Source organism: Bradyrhizobium sp. LB13.1, assembly GCF_054056815.1.
This window is the reverse complement of record NZ_JBSRYQ010000001.1, coordinates 1,206,916-1,223,386: the sequence shown is the minus strand read 5'-3', so window position 1 is coordinate 1,223,386 and position 16,471 is coordinate 1,206,916. Positions and strand designations below refer to the sequence as shown.

Here is a 16,471-nt window from a genome sequence, read left to right as displayed (position 1 = left end):
CGTCAGATCAGCGCGACCGTGACGTCGATGTTGCCGCGAACGGCCTTGGAATAGGGGCAGGTCTGGTGCGCCTCATCGATGAGCCCGCGCGCGATCTCGCGATCGAGACCGGGAAGGCTGACATCGAGGCGTGCCCTGAGCGAATAGGCGCCCTCGTCGAGCACGAGGTCGATCTCCGCGTCGATCGCGCATTTCCTTGGAAGCTGGATCTTCCGCTTGCGGGCCGCGATCTCCATCGCGCCCTCGAAGCAGGCCGACCAGCCGGCCGCGAACAATTGCTCGGGGTTGGTGCCGATACCCGCGCCGCCCGGCGGCGACAGCTTGACGTCCAGGCGGCCATCTGAACTGCGCGACATGCCGTCCTGTCGCCCGCCGCTGGTGTGGGTCCGGGCCGTGTAGAGCAATTTTGCCGCTTGGGTCATCGAGGTCTCCTTGCCGTCGCACAACTGACTAGCAGCGGCGGCCTCGGGACACCCGTTTGGACTTGTGAGAAGTTGTGAGGTCTCGGCTCGCACCCCTCGCAAGGCCTGCATCCGCGGTCTGATGCCGATGCAGGGACGGCCTTGCCGGATCGCGATCATCTGGCTATCCGGTCCCTTCGAAACGATCAGGATTCCGCCATGACCGAGCCGGCCGGCACCGCAACGGGAACCCTGTCGTTTGGACCATTCACCGTGATGCCGCATGAAAGACTCGTGATGCGCGATGGCGTCGCGCTGCCGCTCGGTGCAAAGGCCTTCGACACGCTGATCGCGCTGATGTCGCGGCCGAACGAGGTCGTCAGCAAGTTTGATCTCATGGCGCTGGTGTGGCCCGGCATCACGGTCGAGGAAGCCAATCTGCGCTTTCACGTCGCGGCGCTTCGCAAGGTCCTTGGCGACGGCAAGGACGGCACTCGCTACATCGCCACACTCTCGGGCCGCGGCTATTGCTTCGTGGCACCGATCTCGCGGGTGGAACTCCCGGCACAGCGGCGCGCCGCACGGCGAACGGAATTGCCGCCCCTCAAACTGCCGAACCGGCTGCAACGGATGGTCGGGCGCGACGATGAAGTCGCCGCCGTCTCCGACAGGCTGATCGGCTCGCGCTTCGTGACGATCGTCGGCCCGGGCGGCGTCGGCAAGACTGCCGTTGCAGTTGCGATCGCTCACGACCTGCTCGAAACATTCTCCGACGCCGCGCACTTTGTAGATCTTGCCGCATTGAGCGATCCCGATCTCGTGATCACGTCGATCCTGCTGATGCTCGGCCTGCCAGCGCAAACCGACGATCCCCTGCCCGCGCTGCTCGCCCATCTTCGGGACAAGCGGATGCTGCTGATCCTCGACAATTGCGAACACGTCGTCGCAGCCGCAGCGCCGCTGGCCGCCGAGATCTTCCACGCCGCACCGCATGTCCACCTCCTGGCGACGAGCCGCGAAGCGCTGCGCGTCGAGGGCGAGCAGGTCTATCGATTGGCCCCGCTTGCCGTTCCGCCCGACAATCCCGGACTGACGGCGGCCGCGGCGCAGACCTATCCCGCGCTTCAGCTCTTCCTCGAACGTGCCACGGCCGGCGGCGCGCAGATTGCGCTCGACGATGCCAACGCCGCAATCGTCGCCGGCATCTGCCGCAAGCTCGACGGCATGGCGCTGGCGATCGAACTCGCCGCCGGCCGGGTCGAAGCCTACGGCCTGGAGCAGACCGCGATGCTGCTCGACGAGCGCCTCAATCTGCTCTGGCAGGGCCAGCGCACGGCGCCGCCACGACAGAAGACATTGCAGGCGACGCTGGCCTGGAGCTACGGGCTCCTGTCCGACATCGAGCGCCTGGTGCTGCGCCGGCTCGCGGTCTTCGCCGGTCACTTCACGATCGACGCCGCACTGGAGATCGTGCCGGACCAACGGGTCGACCGCTCCCGCCTGTTCGACGCCATCGACGGCCTCATGGCCAAGTCGATGGTCGCGCCGCGGCCGATCGGCGCCATGATGCGCTATCGTCTGCTCGACACGACGCGCGCCTATCTGCGCGATGTCGGGCCTGATGACGCATCGCTCGCCGCCCGCCACGCAACCTACTACCGGCGATGGCTGGAGCAGGCCGGTAGGACATGGGCCGCGGTGCCGAGCGCCGACGAGCGCGCGATCCATTTCTCCGCGCTTCACAACGACCGCGCCGCGCTGGACTGGTGTTTTGGCGTGAACGGCGATGCCGGCATCGGCGTTACACTCGCTGCTGCGGCGGCTCCCATCTTTCTCGCCATGTCGCTGCTGATCGAATGCCGGCGCTGGTCTGAACGGGCGCTGCTTGCAATCGATCCGTCCTCGCGCGGCAGTGCCGAGGAAATGCACATCCAGGCCGCGCTCGGACTGACCTTGATGTTCACGCGCGGCGGCAGCGAAGCGGCGCGTGCCGCCTTGAGCCGGAGCCTTGCGATCGCCGAGGCGCGCGGCGACGCGCCGAACCAGCTCCAGCTGCTCGGTCGCGTGCATATCTTCCACGAGCGGATGGGACAGTTCGACGCCGCGCTCGGCTATGCGCAGCAAAGCCTCACGGTCGCCGAGACACTCGGCGATGCCGCCTCGCTCGCCCTCGCCCATTCGCTGCTGGGTGTCTCCTTGCATCTGGCCGGCGAGCATCGCGACGCGTTGACCATGCTGGAGGCCGCCTGGCACGGGCCGGGCGCGGAACGGATCAGCACGGTCTATGGCTTCGATCACCGCAACCGGGCCGGCATCTCGCTCGCGCGAGAGTTTTGGTTGCAGGGCCGCCCCGCGGACGCGTTGCAACTGGCCCGGCAGACGATCATCGAGGCCGCGCAGATGGACCATCCGATCACGCTCTGCATCGCGTTGATCTGGGCGGTCTCGATCGATCTCTGGAGCGGAGATCTCGATGGCGCGGAAGAGAACATCGACCGCTTCATCGCCCATGCCGAATCGCGCTCGATGGGCCCTTATCTTGCGGTCGGCCGCGGCGTCAAAGGCGAGCTGGCGATCCGGCGCGGCGACTCTGATGGCATCGTGACGATCAGAGCCTGTCTGCGCGAGCTCCACGATGCCGGCTACGAACTGCTCACCACGACGTTCAACATCGCGCTTGTGAACGGTCTTCTGGCGCTCGAGCAAGTCGAACAAGGTGCGCGCCTGCTCGACGATGCGATCAGCCTCGTCGATCAGAGCGGCGATCATCTGTACATGCCCGAGCTGCTGCGCATGAAGGGCAGGGTTCTCCTGGCCCGCCCGCAGCCCGAGGCCGATCAGGCAGAAGCCCACTTCGTGCAATCACTGGAATTGAGTCGTCGCAAAGGCGCCAAAGCCTGGGAGCTGCGGGCCGCGATCGATCTTGCCGGATTCCTTGCCGAACGCGACCGGCGCGAGGAAGCGAAACGATTGCTTCAATCGGCGCTCGAAGGTTTTATCGAGGGATCAGAGACAGCGGATATCAAAATAGCCAACGCTTTGCTGCAGACATTATAGGGCGCACCGCATCGTCATTGCGAGCAAGGGGCGGCATCGCCATCCTCCAATGCACATTTGAACTCGCAGACACGCCTTCGCGTCCTCGCGGCGCATTTCGCCCGAGCTTTGCTTGATCTCTCCACTCTCTTGTCCAGGAGGGTGCAGGGAAGGCCGGGTGCCGGCTGGCACCCGCGGTCCGCTGCGCGAAAGTGTAGCGCAAGGAAACCGCACAGCAGCATACAGGTGTAGCCAAATCACTCGGCCTTCCCTGCGCAGTGGCTTTACGGCTTATGCCGTGCTCTCCCGGGAGCCGAGTTCCTGTTGGCCTCCCTCGCCCCAGCGAAAGTCGCGGACACCGCGCCGGTTGACGCGAATGCCGCCTCCGCAAAGGCTTGACCGTAGCAACGACGGCCAGGACCACACGGTTTTGCCGTACGCACGGCTCGCTTGTCGCCACCGGTTTCGACGACGTTGTGCACGTTGCCGCCGACCTGATGACGAGACGAACCTGACAGCGCCGCTCGTCGGCACGAAGTTTTGGGCTCACGGAGAGCAATCCGCCCTGCCCGCACTTTCGCACCCGACGCTGTCGCGTCCACCGCAAGCCCGGCTCTACGACCATCACGACGCATGGTCGCCCCTCAAGGGTGAGCCGGGATGGGCGACACATACGCCAAAACCGAATTTCGGTAAAGTGGAATATTTTCGCACGGGCGGATTGACAGGGGGGCGACACAGACGCGGTCGCGCAGCTCGCTACAGGCTCACCCCGTCGGGGTGCCCTGCCTCCACTGGCCGCCGGCGATCTTCGCGGCGGCGATCACGGCTTGGGTGCGGCTTTCGACGCCGAGCTTTTGCAGGATGGCCGAGACATGCGCCTTGATGGTGGCCTCGGAGACGCCGAGCTCATAGGCGATCTGCTTGTTGAGCAGCCCCTCCGACAGCATCATCAGGACCCGCACCTGTTGCGGCGTCAGCGTCACCAGACGGTCGCGCAGCTTCGTCATGTCGGGGTCGGCGGCGGCCGACAGGTCGGTGTCGGCGGGAACCCAGACGTCGCCCTCCATCACCTTGAGGATGGCATCGCGCAGGGTCTCGACGCCGAACCGCTTCGGGATGAAACCCGAGGCGCCGAAATCGAGCGAGCGGCGGATCGTGGCGCTGTCGTCGGAGGCCGAGACAATAACCACCGGGATCGCCGGATATTGGGCGCGCAGATAAATCAGACCAGAAAAGCCGGAGATCCCGGGCATCGAGAGGTCGAGCAGGATCAGGTCGACGTCAGAGGCCTGTTCCAAAAGCTTGGTCAGATCCTCGAACGATCCGGCCTCGTCGATCCTGGCCGAGGTCAGGACGCCCGCCACCGCCTGCCGCAACGCGTCGCGGAACAGCGGATGGTCATCGGCAATGACGAGATGGGTGGAAGGAGCGTTCATCGTTCTCTTGCTGTCGTTCGCGCCGGGCGGCGAGTCAACGCCGCAGCACCCTAATTCTTCCCTGAGCGGCCGTGGCATGCAAGGGCGCATTATTCCTTTAAAGCAAAGGGGTTAATCCGGAGGACAGGCGGCGGCCTGATATCCGCCGTCAGCTGCGCGTCAGTGCGAAAGGCCAAAAGTCGTATTGGGGCGGGTTTCACGCCAATGTTACCTTGAGGGCAAGACCTAGGTTGATCCGGCCCGCCCGGACACCTAGGGCGTGAGGAAACGATTTTTCGGGGAGCGACTCAACATGTCGACAATGGCTGTGTCTCAAGCACGCGAGGGTGGGATGACGAAAGACGAACGGTTCGTCATTCTCGCCTCCTCGCTCGGTACCGTCTTCGAGTGGTACGACTTCTATCTTTACGGGTCGCTGGCCGGCATCATCGGCGCGCAGTTCTTCTCGGCCTATCCCCCGGCAACCCGCGACATCTTCGCGCTGCTGGCCTTCGCGGCAGGCTTCCTGGTGCGCCCGTTCGGCGCGATCGTGTTCGGCCGTATCGGCGACATCGTCGGCCGCAAATACACATTCCTCGTCACCATCCTGATCATGGGTCTGTCGACCTTCATCGTCGGCCTGCTGCCCAACGCGGCGACCATCGGCATCGCGGCCCCGATCATCCTGATCGCGCTGCGCCTCGCCCAGGGCCTGGCGCTCGGCGGTGAATATGGCGGTGCGGCAACCTACGTCGCGGAGCATGCTCCGAACGGCAAGCGCGGCTACTACACCTCCTTCATCCAGACCACGGCGACGCTCGGCCTGTTCCTGTCGCTGCTGGTGATCCTGTTCACGCGCTCCGCGCTCGGCGAACCCGAGTTCGCGGCGTGGGGCTGGCGCATTCCGTTCCTGGTCTCTGTGCTGCTGCTTGGCGTCTCGGTCTGGATCCGGCTTCGTCTCAACGAATCCCCGATCTTCCAGAAGATGAAGGACGAGGGGAAGAGCTCGAAGGCCCCGCTGACGGAAGCCTTCGGCAACTGGCAGAACGGCAAGCTCGTGCTGCTGGCGCTGCTTGGCGGCGTGATGGGCCAAGGCGTGGTCTGGTACACCGGCCAGTTCTACGCGCTGTTCTTCCTGCAATCGATCCTCAAGGTCGACGGCTACACCGCCAACCTGCTCATCGCCTGGTCGCTGCTGCTCGGCACCGGCTTCTTCATCGTGTTCGGCATGCTCTCCGACAAGATCGGCCGCAAGCCGATCATCCTCGGCGGCTGTCTGATCGCGGCGCTCACTTTCTTCCCGATCTTCAAGATGATCACCACCAACGCCAATCCTGCGCTGGAAAAGGCGATCGAGTCGGTCAAGGTCGAGGTGGTGGCGGATCCCGCAGGTTGCGGCGACCTGTTCAACCCGGTCGGCACCCGCGTCTTCACTTCGCCTTGCGACACCGCACGTGCCTACCTGTCGCAGTCGTCGGTCAAGTACACGACCACGCCAGGTGCGGCCGGCTCCGGCGTGAAGGTGATGGTCAACGGCAAGGAAGTTGCCTACGCCAACGCCAAGGACGGTAATCCGGCGCTCCTCGCCGCCGCGCAGGCAGCCGGGTATCCGAAGGCCGGCGATACGGGCATCGTGAAGATGGCGCATCCGTTCGACATCTTCCGTCCGCAGGTAGCCGCGGTTGTCGGACTGCTGTTCGTCCTGGTGCTCTTCGTCACCATGGTGTACGGCCCGATCGCCGCGATGCTGGTCGAACTGTTCCCGACCCGCATCCGCTACACCTCGATGTCGCTACCCTACCATATCGGCAACGGCTGGTTCGGTGGCCTCTTGCCGGCGACCGCCTTCGCCATCGTGGCCTCGACGGGCGATATCTATGCGGGCCTCTGGTATCCGGTCATCTTCGCATCGATTACCGTCGTGATCGGCTTGTTCTTCCTGCCCGAGACCAAGGACGTCGACATCAAGGCGACCTGATCGGCGGCAGATCCAAATCAACACCAACCGGCCGCGGATCGCTCCGCGGCCGGTTTTCTTTTGGGCTCTACTGATTGCCGCCGATGAATTGCAGCACGATTTCGCGCCGGTGCGGGCGCTTGCGGTGCTCGATCAGATAGATCGCCTGCCAGGTACCGAGCATGAGCTTGCCGTTCAGGACCGGGACCTGAAGCGAAGTCTGCGTCAGCATGGTCTTCACGTGCGCCGGCATGTCGTCGGGTCCCTCGGTATCATGCGTCCATCCGGCGTTCTCCGGCGCGAGCTGGGACAGCGCGGTGGTGAGATCGACGAGCACGGAGGGATCGGCGTTCTCCTGGATCGTCAGCGACGCCGAGGTGTGACGGATGAACAATGTCAACGCGCCGTCTCGCGGGCCCGCCTCGGCGACGAATTTCGCAGCTTCGCCGGTGAGATCGGTGAAGCCGCGGCCCGGCGTCTGCACGGTCAGCAGCGACGATGCGATGGCGGTGACTTGCACAGTCGACGGCGCAGAGCGTGCGAAGCGTTTCTCAGATGCCATTCAAACTCTCAAATCTTCCCCGACACGTCCTTCTGCACGCGGTTGGCCATGTCGATCAGCCGGCGCCAGGCCTTTTCCAGGAACGACATCACGCGGTCGACGTCCTGGTCGCTCGGCAGCGGGATCTCGATCCTGCGGTCACCCTCGGCGGCCTTCGGCTCCGCCTTCTTGAACGGATCGGATTTCGGCAGCGCCTCGTCGATCTTGCCTGATACGGTCGGCCCCGCCGCGAGCCGTCCCTTCAGCGTCTCGACTTCAGCCTGGAGCCGGCCGATCTCGGCGTCGAGCGCGGTCCGCTCGTCGGGCACCGCGTAGCAGGCCCAACCGGCGCCGCTCCTGGTACAGGTCGATACCGTGCCGGTGCGGGTGTCGAGCCGCAGCACGCCGTCGGGGATGGGGGTCATGCTGTAGCGGCCGTTTTCACTGTCGGGCGCCGATTGCGCGGCGAGGCAGCCGCCGCTGATGGTCATCACCGCGGCGAACGTCGCGGCCGCAAGCCATGATGTTGTGGATGAATTCGCTGGTCTCATCGCGCTCTCCGCCACGACGCGAAAGGTGGCACTCTCGCAAATTCTACACCCCCGCGAGGCGATCCGCCGCCCAAAACGCGCCCCTGATATCAACGAGGGCAGTGCCCTCTTTGATCCCGGCAGCGGGGCGAAATGGCGACGGCATCCGCCGATCATGCGGAGAGCTGCTGCGGTGCGGCGTCACGCTGTGTGCAGCGCTGCCGCGCGCGCCAATATTGTAAAATAAATCAGATACATAACAGGAATGGACACAATCGTGACTTGGCTTGACTTGATTATGGCCCATCAGTATGGTCCGCGCGGCTTTTGAGGGTGGCGGGCGTAATTTCCATTCAGCCGCGGCGTTTCGGGTCTTCGTTGCATGACACAGGGCACGGGACACGGCGAGAATGGAGATCGCGATAGATCGCCCGAGGAAGCTGCGCTTTCCGAACGGCTCGGAAATCTTGATCAGCGGTTGTCCGAATTTCGCGGCCGCCACGTCAAGACCGAGCAACCCGCAGGTGACGGTGAGGACAGGGCGGCCAGAGCCTCGGCGATGGCGCTTGGTTTCCGGTTATCCTCCGAGTTGGTCGCCGGGGTCGTTGTCGGAGCGGGGATTGGCTGGGGTTTCGACCGCTTGCTGTCGACATCGCCTTTCGGATTTATCGTGTTCCTGCTGCTGGGCTTCGTGGCCGGCGTGGTGAACGTGGTGAGAACGGCAGGCGCGGGTCAAAACAGACGCGGTGGTTCTTAAGCGGTCCACACCAGGAGAGGAATGATCGTGCCGGCTTCGCCGGTACGGGCCGGCCCGACCGGCAGACCGAGACCCGCCGGCATTGCCCGGCAGACCAAGAGATGCTGCGCTGATGAAAATCGACCCGATCCACCAGTTCAACATCGAGCCTCTCTTCACCCTGGGCCATATCGGCAATCACACGATCGCCTTCACCAATTCGTCGCTCTACATGCTGGTGGCGGTCGCGATCATCTCGATCCTGATGCTTGCCAGCGGCACGCAACTGGTTCCCGGGCGCCTTCAGTCGGTCGCCGAAATCTCCTACGAGTTCGTCGCCTCGACCATCCGTTCGACGGCCGGCGCGGAAGGCATGAAGTTCTTCCCGCTGATCTTCTCGCTGTTCATGTTCCTCTGCGTCTCGAACCTCGTGGGTATCATCCCCTATACCTTCACGATTGCGAGCCATCTGATCGTGACGGGAGCGCTCGCGCTGCTGGTGTTCTTCACCGTCCTGATCTACGGCCTCTACAAGAACGGCCTGAAATTCTTCAAGATTTTCGTTCCCCAGGGCGTCCCTATCTACATCCTGCCGCTGGTCATGTTCATCGAGATCCTGTCGTTCTTCCTGCGGCCGGTCTCCCACAGTGTCCGTCTCTTCGCCAACATGCTGGCCGGCCACATCGCGCTGAAGGTGTTCGCGGGCTTCGTCGCCATGCTCGGCTTCTCGCTCGGCGCCGTCGGCTGGGTCGGCGGCGTGCTGCCGCTGGCGCTCACGGTCGCGCTGTACGCTCTCGAGATTCTGGTCGCGTTCCTGCAGGCCTATGTGTTTGCGATCCTGACCTGCATCTACCTCAACGACGCCATTCATCCGGGACACTGAGCGGTCCGGGGAATTTCCACCCACAACCCAATCTTTCTTCCAAGGAGTCTAAAATGGATCCGGCAGCAGCAAAACTTATCGGCGCGGGCATCGCATGCATCGGCATGGGCGGCGCGGGCGTCGGCGTCGGCGTGATCTTCGGCAACTACCTCGCCGCAGCCGTTCGCAACCCTTCGGCTGCTCAGGGCCAGTTCGGCAATTTGATCTTCGGCTTCGCCGTGACCGAAGCGCTCGGCATTTTCTCGCTGCTGATCGCGCTGCTGCTGCTGTTCGTTCCGCTCTGAGGACGTGTTTCGCGCCGCTTCAACCGAAGCGGCGCGCATGACTGCAACAGGAGTACTCCATGGCTGAAAGTCATGGCGGCGCAAAAGGTCCGGCGGCGGGCGCCCACACCGAGGCTGACGGTAGTCACCACGGTGGCGGCTTCCCGCCGTTCGAGAGCAGCAGCTTCGCTTCACAGCTGGTGTCGCTCGCGATCTTCTTCGTCCTGCTTTACGTGATCGTGTCCAAGCTCGCTCTGCCGCGTATCGGCGGTGCGATCGAGGCGCGTCAGAACAAGATCGAGGGTGACCTCGCCGAAGCGCAGAAGCTGAAGGACCAGTCCGACGCCGCGCTGAAGGCCTATGAAAGCGAGCTCGCCTCGGCGCGCACGCGAGCACAGGCGATCGGCAACGAATCCCGCGAGAAGGCGAATGCGCAGGCGGAAGCCGAGCGCAAGACGCTGGAAGAACAGCTGGCGGCCAGGCTCGCCGGGGCGGAGAAGACCATCGCCTCGACCCGCACCGCCGCCATGAGCAACGTCCGCGGCATCGCAGCCGATGCGGCCGGCCAGATCGTGCAGCAGCTTACCGGTGTCGTTCCCGACGCCGCGTCGGTCAATGCCGCGGTCGATGCGTCCTTGAAGGGTTAGTCGATATGTTCTTCGAACCTGAATTTTGGGTCGCCGTCGCCTTCGTCATCCTGATGCTCGTGTTTGCCTATCTCGGCATCCACAAGACCCTGCTGACGACGCTCGATCATCGCGCAGCCCGCATCAAGGCCGAGCTCGACGACGCGACGCGCCTCAAGCAGGAGGCGGCCAAGGTGCTCGCCGACTACAAGGCGCGCACCGCGACGGCCGAGCGCGAGGCTGCCGACATCATCGCCAACGCCAAGTCCGAAGCCGAGCGCATCGCGACCGAGGCCAAGGCAAAGATGGAAGACTTCGTCGCCCGCAGAACCAAGACCGCGGAAGGCAAGATCGCGCTCGCCGAGGCCCAGGCGGTGGCCGATGTCCGCGCCGCAGCCGCGGAAGCCGCTGTCCAGGCCGCCTCCACGATCCTGTCGCAGTCGGTCAAGGGCAACGTCGCCGACGATCTGCTCGCCAAGGGCATCACCGAGGTTCGGCAGAAGCTGAACTGAGGGGTCTCGCTTCACCAATCAGAAAGCCGGCGCGATGAGTGCCGGCTTTTTTGTTTGTCGGGCACTGCATCGGCAAACCTGATGTCATCGCCTGCGAAGGCGGGCGATCCAGTATTCCAGAGACTGTCCTGATCAATCGAGAAGCCGCGGCGTACTGGATGCCCGGCCTTCGCGGGGCGTGACAACAATCTTTTCGTGGTTACTTCTTCTTCCCCCGCGCCCTCGGCTCGGGCGAGAGCGCTTGCGGGTCGAAGCCGACATAGAAGATGTAGGAATCGGCGGCCTTGGCCGAAGGCATCGGATAGGCCAGATCCTCGGCGACGAACGTGAAGGGCACGCTGCCGCCCTCCGACATCTCGACGGTGGTTCGGTAGGCCTTCGAGGCCATCACCTTCTCGCCGACGCCGCCCTGCACCACGGCGATGCGCAAGGGCACCTCGACGGTCGCAGGCGCACCGGCGGGACCGGCGATGACGCGGCCCTGAATGCCGATCCGGGCCGTGATATCGGCACCGTTCCGGGTACATTCACGCGCCATCTTGGTGATCGTAGCCTGGAAGCGGATCTCATTGCCGACGGCCGGCTTGCCGGTGGCGCCAACCGCGTAGGTCGAGGCCCCCGCGCGCACCGTAACCTGCGGACAATCGACGTCGTCATCGGCCGCCGGCTGGCCTGGCGCAGGCGCCGGCTTGGGCTGTGCCGGCTCGTCGGACTTGCCGCCGAACAGGCCCTTGAATCGATCGGTCAGCGATTGCGCCGCGACCGGCGAGACGGAGACGAGCGCAACCGACAACGCCAACGCGGCCGCTGTCCCCCGCCGCAACGTATTCCGCGACGACCGAAACTTCTGCACCATCAACGCCCATACTCCACGACAACATCCAGGCCGATCGCCGGCCGGCCTTGCGCCGTTATATCGTCAAAATCGGCGAACCCAAGGCAAGCACAACAGGGCAGCAAACAAGGAGACTTTGGCCACATGAATGAACGGGCTCAGCCGCGGAAATCCTCGTGCAGCAGGCCGAACAGCAGATGGTCCTGCCAGACCCCGTTGATGCAGAGATAGCGGCGCGCCAGCCCCTCGCGGGAGAAGCCGCACTTTTCCAGCACCCGGATCGACGGCGCATTGGTCGGAATGCAGGCGGCCTCGACCCGGTGCAGATTGAGTTCGCCGAACAGCGTCGGAAGCAGCACCCGCAGCGCGGCGGTCATGTAGCCGCGCTGGGCGTTGGGCTTCCCGACCCAATAGCCGATGGTGCCGGCCTGGACGATGCCGCGCCGGACATTGGCGAGCGTGATGCCGCCGAGCATGGCGCCGTCGAGCTCGCGGAAGATCAGAAAGGGATAGGAACGGTCCGCGGCGATGTCCTCGGAATAGCGACGCAGGCGGCGACGGAAGCCGGAGCGGGTGAGATCGTCCGACGGCCAGATCGGCTCCCAGGGCGTCAGATAATCGCGGCTGGACTCGCGCAAATGCGCCCACTGCAGGAAGTCCGACATCTGCGGCGCGCGTAGCAACAGGCCGTTGCCGCGCGGCGCGAGCGCGGCAGGTCCACTGGATGGCAGGCGAAAGAGGGCCATGGTGATGCTTCCCGGGGCAGATCAGCCCGTGCGCGGCTCCTAATGCAGCCGCGCTTTGGCGCGTGCCCGGGTCAATCCTTCCGCAAAAGACACCGCCGTGTCCAGACCCCTGCCGCTGCCCAATGCGACAACCGCAGGGCGGCTGCGCGAAAGCAGCGCACGCGCCGCATCCCGGGTCGATTCGACGCTGACGGCGTCGATCCGGGCCACCAGCTCCTCGGCCGTCTGGGGCCGGCCATAGGCCAGCACATGCCGGGCGAGCTGCTCGGCGCGCGACGAGCAGCTCTCCAGCGCCATCAGCAGGCCCGCCTTCATCTGCGCCTTGGCCCGCGCGATCTCGACCTCGGTCAGGGTCTCCACCGAATCGTTCATGATGTCGACCACGACTTCCATCATCTCGGGCGCATCGGCCGGATCGGTGCCGGTGTAGAGGCCGAAGAATCCGGTGTCGGTATAGGGCGCGTGGAACGAGTAGATCGAGTAACAGAGGCCGCGCTTCTCGCGGACCTCCTGGAACAGCCGCGACGACATCCCGCCGCCGAGGATGTTGGTGAAGACCTGGAGCGAGAACAACGACAGATCGCCCTGCGGCACGCCTTCCAGCGCCAGCGTCAGATGCGCCTGCTCGAGCTCGCGATGCACCACCTTGGTGCCGCCCTTGCCGAACTGTGCGGATTGCGGCTTGGGACCCGGCGTCCCCTCAAAACTGGCAAAGCGGTGCTCGACTTCGGCGACCACCTGCTTGTGATCGACCGCGCCGGCCGCCGCCACCACCATGTCGGGCCCGCGATAATGCGTCGACAGATAGTCGCGCAGCGAGTCGCGGCTGAAGGCACGCAAGGTCTTCGCGGTGCCGAGTAGCGAACGGCCCATCGGCTGGTCGGGATAGCAGAGCTCGTTGAGATGCTCGAACACGACGTCGTCGGGCGTGTCCTGCGCCGCGCCGATCTCCTGCACGATGACGTTCTTCTCGCGCTCGAGCTCGTCGGGCTCGAAGGCGGGATTGGCGAGGATGTCGGCGAGCACGTCGAGTGCGAGCGGCACGTCGGCCTTCAGCACCCGCGCGTAATAGGACGTGGTCTCGGTCGAGGTGCCGGCATTGAGGTCGCCGCCGACCGCCTCGATCTCCTCCACGATCTCGCGCGAGGAGCGTTTCGTCGTGCCCTTGAACGCCATGTGTTCGAGAAGATGCGAGATGCCGTGCTCGTTGGGCTTCTCGTCGCGCCCGCCGACGCCGGCCCAGACGCCGAGCGCCGCCGTTTCGAGATGCGGCATCTTGTCGGTGACGACGGTCAGGCCGGACGCAAGCTTGGAAATCTCGACGCTCATCCGGCAACTCCCTGTTTCGCGGCGCGGCTGACCGACAGCACGAACCGCTCGACCTCGGCCTGGTCGTTCTTCATCACCTTCATGTGTTCGGATTTGGTCATCAGACCGTCGAGCCAGGCCGGCAGTTGCGGCCGCTGGCCGCAGGCCGCCTCGACCGCGTCGGGGAATTTGGCCGGATGGGCGGTGGACAGCACGATGCTGGGAACCGTCGTGTCGGTGGTGTCGCGATCGGCGACCGCGAGCGCGACCGCGGTGTGGGGATCGACCAACTCGCCCGCCTCGCGCCAGGCGGCGCGGATCGCGGCCGCGGTCTCGGTCTCGTCGGCGCGGCCCGCGTCGAATTCCTCGCGGATCGCGGCCAGCGTCGCATCGGGCAGCACGAAGCGCCCCGACTGTTTCAGCGAATCCATCAGCCGGCGCACGCCGGCGGCATCGCGCCCGCCAGCCTCGAACAGCAGCCGCTCGAAATTCGAGGAGATCTGGATGTCCATCGACGGCGACGCCGTAGCGTGCACCTCGCGCACCTCGTAGATCCCGGTCTTCAGCGTGCGCGCCAGGATGTCGTTGACGTTGGCGGCGATGCCTAGCGTCCGCACCGGAAGACCCATGCGCTTGGCGACATAGCCGGCAAAGATGTCGCCGAAATTGCCGGTCGGCACGACGAAGTCCACCACGCGCGCCGGTGCGCCGACGGCAACGGCGGAGGTGAAATAGTAGACCACCTGGGAGACGATGCGCGCCCAATTGATGGAATTGACGCCGGACAGCGAGGTCGCATCGCGGAAGCGATGGTTGTTGAACATCCCCTTCACGAGCGCCTGGCAATCGTCGAAATTGCCATCGATGGCGAGCGCGTGGACATTGGCCGCACCTGTCGAGGTCATCATCCGCCGCTGCACCTCGGAAATGCGGCCGTGCGGAAACAGCACGATGAGATCGACATTCTCGAGCCCCGCGAACGCGTCGACCGCAGCACCGCCGGTGTCGCCGGAGGTCGCGACCACGATGGTGGTGCGCTGGCCGCGCTTGGCAAGCACATGGTCCATCAGCCGCGAGATCAGCTGCATCGCCACGTCCTTGAAGGCGAGCGTCGGACCGTGGAACAGCTCCAGCACGAACTGGTGCGCCGCCATCTGGCGCAGCGGCACCACCGCGGGATGGCGGAAGGTGGCGTAGGCCTCGTTCGCCATGCGGCCGAGTTCGGCATCCGATATCTCGCCGCCAACGAAGGGACGGATCACCTCGACCGCGACCTCCCAATAGGGACGACCGAAGAAGCCGGCGATGGCCTCAGTCGAGAGTTGCGGCCAGACGGCCGGCACATACAGGCCGCCGTCGCGGGCAAGCCCGGTCAGCATCACGTCGCAGAAGCCGAGTTCGGGGGCCTCGCCCCGGGTCGAGATATAACGAGTCAAACTGCCCTCCAAAGGCCGGCCGAGCCTGAGCTCGATCCGCAAGCCTTTGATTTTACGAAACTACTTGTTAACAGCCAGAGGCTTGGGCCACCATAAAGTGTTTTGCGGCATCGGGAAACCGCTTCGCGTCCCTGCCGATCCAACGAAAAAGGGCTGCCCAATAAAAAGGGCTGCGGCAATGCCGCAGCCCTCTCCTGGAAGGTCTGTCGTTGATGTGTGCAGACCAGTTTGCCTCTTGGGGTCGCTGACCCGCTAAAACTATTCGCGCAAGCTTTCGTCGCCTGTCACGACATCGTCAAGAGCCAAAACGGCGCGTGAGAGAAGATGTTCCTATTTTTCCCGGCAATGCCTCGGCGTCGACAAATGCTCGCGAGCGATTTCTTGGCGCACATTGCCATTATTTCCCGAATGACCGGACAGTTCCGGAACGAACTGCCGGCTCGGTCCATTGTGTCGGCGGATGGTATCGGCGCTATCCATGCATTGCCCGGCTCAGCGCCGAGACCGCTCCGCCCCGCCGAACCGGCAGCATCCTGGAGCAGCCGGTTCGGCGCTCTGGGCGTCAGCTCATCCCGATTTCCACCGCGATCCGGATCAGATCGGAATGGTTCTTGGCACCGAGTTTCTGCTTGAGCAGGGACGTGGTGTTGGCCACGGTCTTGTAAGAAATGCCGAGCGCCTCGGCGACCTCCACGATCTTGTCGCCTCGCCCCAGCAGGCGAAGAATCTCGAGCTCCCGCGGCGTCATCTGCGAGGCCGGGTTGGCCTTGATCGCCGCGCCGGAAAACGTCACGGCTTCCGCGAGCTGCGGCGAGATGAAATTGTCGCCGGCGACCACCTTGCGCACCGCCTTGAGCAGGATCCGGGGATCGTCGCCCTTGGAGACATAGCCCTGCGCCCCAAGCTCGACCGCCCGCACCACGAAGGCCGGATCGTCATTCATGCTGAACATGATGATCTTGGCGTCCGGATCGTCCTTGCGAATGCGCCGCATCAGTTCGAAGCCGGAGACATCCGGCAGGCTGATGTCGATCACGGTGACGTCGGGCCGCTTGCTGACATAGGCGCGATGCCCGGATTTGGCGTCGGCCGCCTCTTCGATCCGGATCGAATGGTCGGAGGCGAACAGGGTGCGGCAACCGGACAGCACCACGGGATGGTCGTCAACGATCAGGACTCGGGTTGCCGGCTTGGTGGAATCTTGCATCGCAGCTCTCTTGCTTTTCGACTCATAGACCCCCGG

17 protein-coding genes are annotated in these 16,471 nt (G+C 64.6%); 8 read left to right on the top strand and 9 right to left on the bottom strand.

Annotation, left to right across the window (positions count from 1 at the left end; genetic code table 11):
- Window positions 1-2: 2 nt before the first annotated feature.
- Entirely contained in the window at window positions 3-422 is a 420-nt protein-coding gene (locus ACVWYI_RS05740) for an organic hydroperoxide resistance protein (protein ID WP_456651737.1), read from the bottom strand.
- Between the two features lie 198 nt (window positions 423-620).
- Between ACVWYI_RS05740 and ACVWYI_RS05735 the strand changes: the two genes are divergently transcribed.
- Window positions 621-3,458 (top strand): ATP-binding protein, encoded by a 2,838-nt coding sequence (locus ACVWYI_RS05735; RefSeq protein ID WP_456661462.1) that lies wholly within the window; start codon window positions 621-623, stop codon window positions 3,456-3,458.
- Between the two features lie 746 nt (window positions 3,459-4,204).
- Here the strand turns inward: ACVWYI_RS05735 and ACVWYI_RS05730 are convergent.
- Window positions 4,205-4,876, bottom strand: a complete 672-nt coding sequence (locus ACVWYI_RS05730; protein WP_247352380.1) for a response regulator — start codon at window positions 4,874-4,876, stop codon at window positions 4,205-4,207.
- A gap of 331 nt (window positions 4,877-5,207) precedes the next feature.
- Here ACVWYI_RS05730 and ACVWYI_RS05725 point away from each other — a divergent pair, with 331 nt between their 5' ends.
- Complete coding sequence (locus ACVWYI_RS05725; RefSeq protein WP_247352379.1) at window positions 5,208-6,833, top strand: MFS transporter; 1,626 nt, start codon at window positions 5,208-5,210, stop codon at window positions 6,831-6,833.
- Between the two features lie 67 nt (window positions 6,834-6,900).
- On the opposite strand, the gene ACVWYI_RS05720 is transcribed toward ACVWYI_RS05725, so the two are convergent.
- Window positions 6,901-7,374 carry a secondary thiamine-phosphate synthase enzyme YjbQ gene (locus tag ACVWYI_RS05720; protein WP_456661461.1) on the bottom strand — a complete coding sequence of 158 codons (474 nt, stop codon included), beginning with the start codon at window positions 7,372-7,374 and terminating at the stop codon, window positions 6,901-6,903.
- Window positions 7,375-7,382: 8 nt separating this feature from the next.
- The gene (locus tag ACVWYI_RS05715) at window positions 7,383-7,904 is read right to left on the bottom strand and encodes a hypothetical protein (protein ID WP_456661460.1); all 522 of its coding nucleotides are present in this window, start codon (window positions 7,902-7,904) and stop codon (window positions 7,383-7,385) included.
- On the opposite strand from ACVWYI_RS05715, the gene ACVWYI_RS05710 reads away from it, so the two are divergent.
- From ACVWYI_RS05710 to ACVWYI_RS05685, 6 genes are all read left to right on the top strand, one after another.
- Window positions 7,837-8,130 carry a hypothetical protein gene (locus ACVWYI_RS05710; protein ID WP_456664623.1) on the top strand — a complete coding sequence of 98 codons (294 nt, stop codon included), beginning with the start codon at window positions 7,837-7,839 and terminating at the stop codon, window positions 8,128-8,130. The two genes, ACVWYI_RS05715 and ACVWYI_RS05710, sit on opposite strands and share 68 nt — an antisense overlap.
- A 135-nt stretch (window positions 8,131-8,265) precedes the next feature.
- On the top strand, window positions 8,266-8,640 hold the full coding sequence (locus tag ACVWYI_RS05705) for an AtpZ/AtpI family protein (RefSeq protein WP_018459992.1): 375 nt from the start codon (window positions 8,266-8,268) through the stop codon (window positions 8,638-8,640).
- 112 nt (window positions 8,641-8,752) lie between these two features.
- Window positions 8,753-9,502, top strand: a complete 750-nt coding sequence (locus tag ACVWYI_RS05700) for a F0F1 ATP synthase subunit A (protein ID WP_247448414.1) — start codon at window positions 8,753-8,755, stop codon at window positions 9,500-9,502.
- 53 nt (window positions 9,503-9,555) lie between these two features.
- On the top strand, window positions 9,556-9,786 hold the full coding sequence (locus ACVWYI_RS05695; protein ID WP_007599451.1) for a F0F1 ATP synthase subunit C: 231 nt from the start codon (window positions 9,556-9,558) through the stop codon (window positions 9,784-9,786).
- 59 nt (window positions 9,787-9,845) lie between these two features.
- Entirely contained in the window at window positions 9,846-10,412 is a 567-nt protein-coding gene (locus ACVWYI_RS05690; RefSeq protein ID WP_247352371.1) for a F0F1 ATP synthase subunit B family protein, read from the top strand.
- 5 nt (window positions 10,413-10,417) lie between these two features.
- Window positions 10,418-10,903 (top strand): F0F1 ATP synthase subunit B family protein, encoded by a 486-nt coding sequence (locus ACVWYI_RS05685; protein ID WP_247352370.1) that lies wholly within the window; start codon window positions 10,418-10,420, stop codon window positions 10,901-10,903.
- Window positions 10,904-11,102: 199 nt separating this feature from the next.
- Here ACVWYI_RS05685 and ACVWYI_RS05680 read toward each other — a convergent pair whose 3' ends face one another.
- The 5 genes from ACVWYI_RS05680 to ACVWYI_RS05660 form a co-directional block, all read right to left on the bottom strand.
- Entirely contained in the window at window positions 11,103-11,759 is a 657-nt protein-coding gene (locus ACVWYI_RS05680) for a hypothetical protein (RefSeq protein ID WP_456661459.1), read from the bottom strand.
- A gap of 137 nt (window positions 11,760-11,896) precedes the next feature.
- Complete coding sequence (locus ACVWYI_RS05675) at window positions 11,897-12,484, bottom strand: GNAT family N-acetyltransferase (RefSeq protein ID WP_247448411.1); 588 nt, start codon at window positions 12,482-12,484, stop codon at window positions 11,897-11,899.
- A gap of 39 nt (window positions 12,485-12,523) precedes the next feature.
- On the bottom strand, window positions 12,524-13,813 hold the full coding sequence (locus ACVWYI_RS05670; protein ID WP_247352364.1) for a M16 family metallopeptidase: 1,290 nt from the start codon (window positions 13,811-13,813) through the stop codon (window positions 12,524-12,526).
- A complete protein-coding gene (gene thrC, locus ACVWYI_RS05665) occupies window positions 13,810-15,228 on the bottom strand; it encodes a threonine synthase (protein ID WP_456661458.1) in 1,419 nt (472 codons plus the stop codon). The genes ACVWYI_RS05670 and thrC overlap by 4 nt, the downstream gene beginning before the upstream one ends.
- A 562-nt stretch (window positions 15,229-15,790) precedes the next feature.
- Window positions 15,791-16,435 carry a response regulator transcription factor gene (locus ACVWYI_RS05660; RefSeq protein ID WP_247352361.1) on the bottom strand — a complete coding sequence of 215 codons (645 nt, stop codon included), beginning with the start codon at window positions 16,433-16,435 and terminating at the stop codon, window positions 15,791-15,793.
- Between the last annotated feature and the right edge of the window lie 36 nt (window positions 16,436-16,471).

Bases quoted from the DNA above. Each gene is read 5' to 3' on its own strand.
- ACVWYI_RS05740 (WP_456651737.1), bottom strand. From the start codon at position 422: ATGACCCAAGCGGCAAAATTGCTCTACACGGCCCGGACCCACACCAGC.
- ACVWYI_RS05735 (WP_456661462.1), top strand. From the start codon at position 621: ATGACCGAGCCGGCCGGCACCGCAACGGGAACCCTGTCGTTTGGACCA.
- ACVWYI_RS05730 (WP_247352380.1), bottom strand. From the start codon at position 4,876: ATGAACGCTCCTTCCACCCATCTCGTCATTGCCGATGACCATCCGCTG.
- ACVWYI_RS05725 (WP_247352379.1), top strand. From the start codon at position 5,208: ATGACGAAAGACGAACGGTTCGTCATTCTCGCCTCCTCGCTCGGTACC.
- ACVWYI_RS05720 (WP_456661461.1), bottom strand. From the start codon at position 7,374: ATGGCATCTGAGAAACGCTTCGCACGCTCTGCGCCGTCGACTGTGCAA.
- ACVWYI_RS05710 (WP_456664623.1), top strand. From the start codon at position 7,837: ATGGTCATCACCGCGGCGAACGTCGCGGCCGCAAGCCATGATGTTGTG.
- ACVWYI_RS05715 (WP_456661460.1), bottom strand. From the start codon at position 7,904: ATGAGACCAGCGAATTCATCCACAACATCATGGCTTGCGGCCGCGACG.
- ACVWYI_RS05705 (WP_018459992.1), top strand. From the start codon at position 8,266: ATGACACAGGGCACGGGACACGGCGAGAATGGAGATCGCGATAGATCG.
- ACVWYI_RS05700 (WP_247448414.1), top strand. From the start codon at position 8,753: ATGAAAATCGACCCGATCCACCAGTTCAACATCGAGCCTCTCTTCACC.
- ACVWYI_RS05695 (WP_007599451.1), top strand. From the start codon at position 9,556: ATGGATCCGGCAGCAGCAAAACTTATCGGCGCGGGCATCGCATGCATC.
- ACVWYI_RS05690 (WP_247352371.1), top strand. From the start codon at position 9,846: ATGGCTGAAAGTCATGGCGGCGCAAAAGGTCCGGCGGCGGGCGCCCAC.
- ACVWYI_RS05685 (WP_247352370.1), top strand. From the start codon at position 10,418: ATGTTCTTCGAACCTGAATTTTGGGTCGCCGTCGCCTTCGTCATCCTG.
- ACVWYI_RS05680 (WP_456661459.1), bottom strand. From the start codon at position 11,759: ATGGTGCAGAAGTTTCGGTCGTCGCGGAATACGTTGCGGCGGGGGACA.
- ACVWYI_RS05675 (WP_247448411.1), bottom strand. From the start codon at position 12,484: ATGGCCCTCTTTCGCCTGCCATCCAGTGGACCTGCCGCGCTCGCGCCG.
- ACVWYI_RS05670 (WP_247352364.1), bottom strand. From the start codon at position 13,813: ATGAGCGTCGAGATTTCCAAGCTTGCGTCCGGCCTGACCGTCGTCACC.
- ACVWYI_RS05660 (WP_247352361.1), bottom strand. From the start codon at position 16,435: ATGCAAGATTCCACCAAGCCGGCAACCCGAGTCCTGATCGTTGACGAC.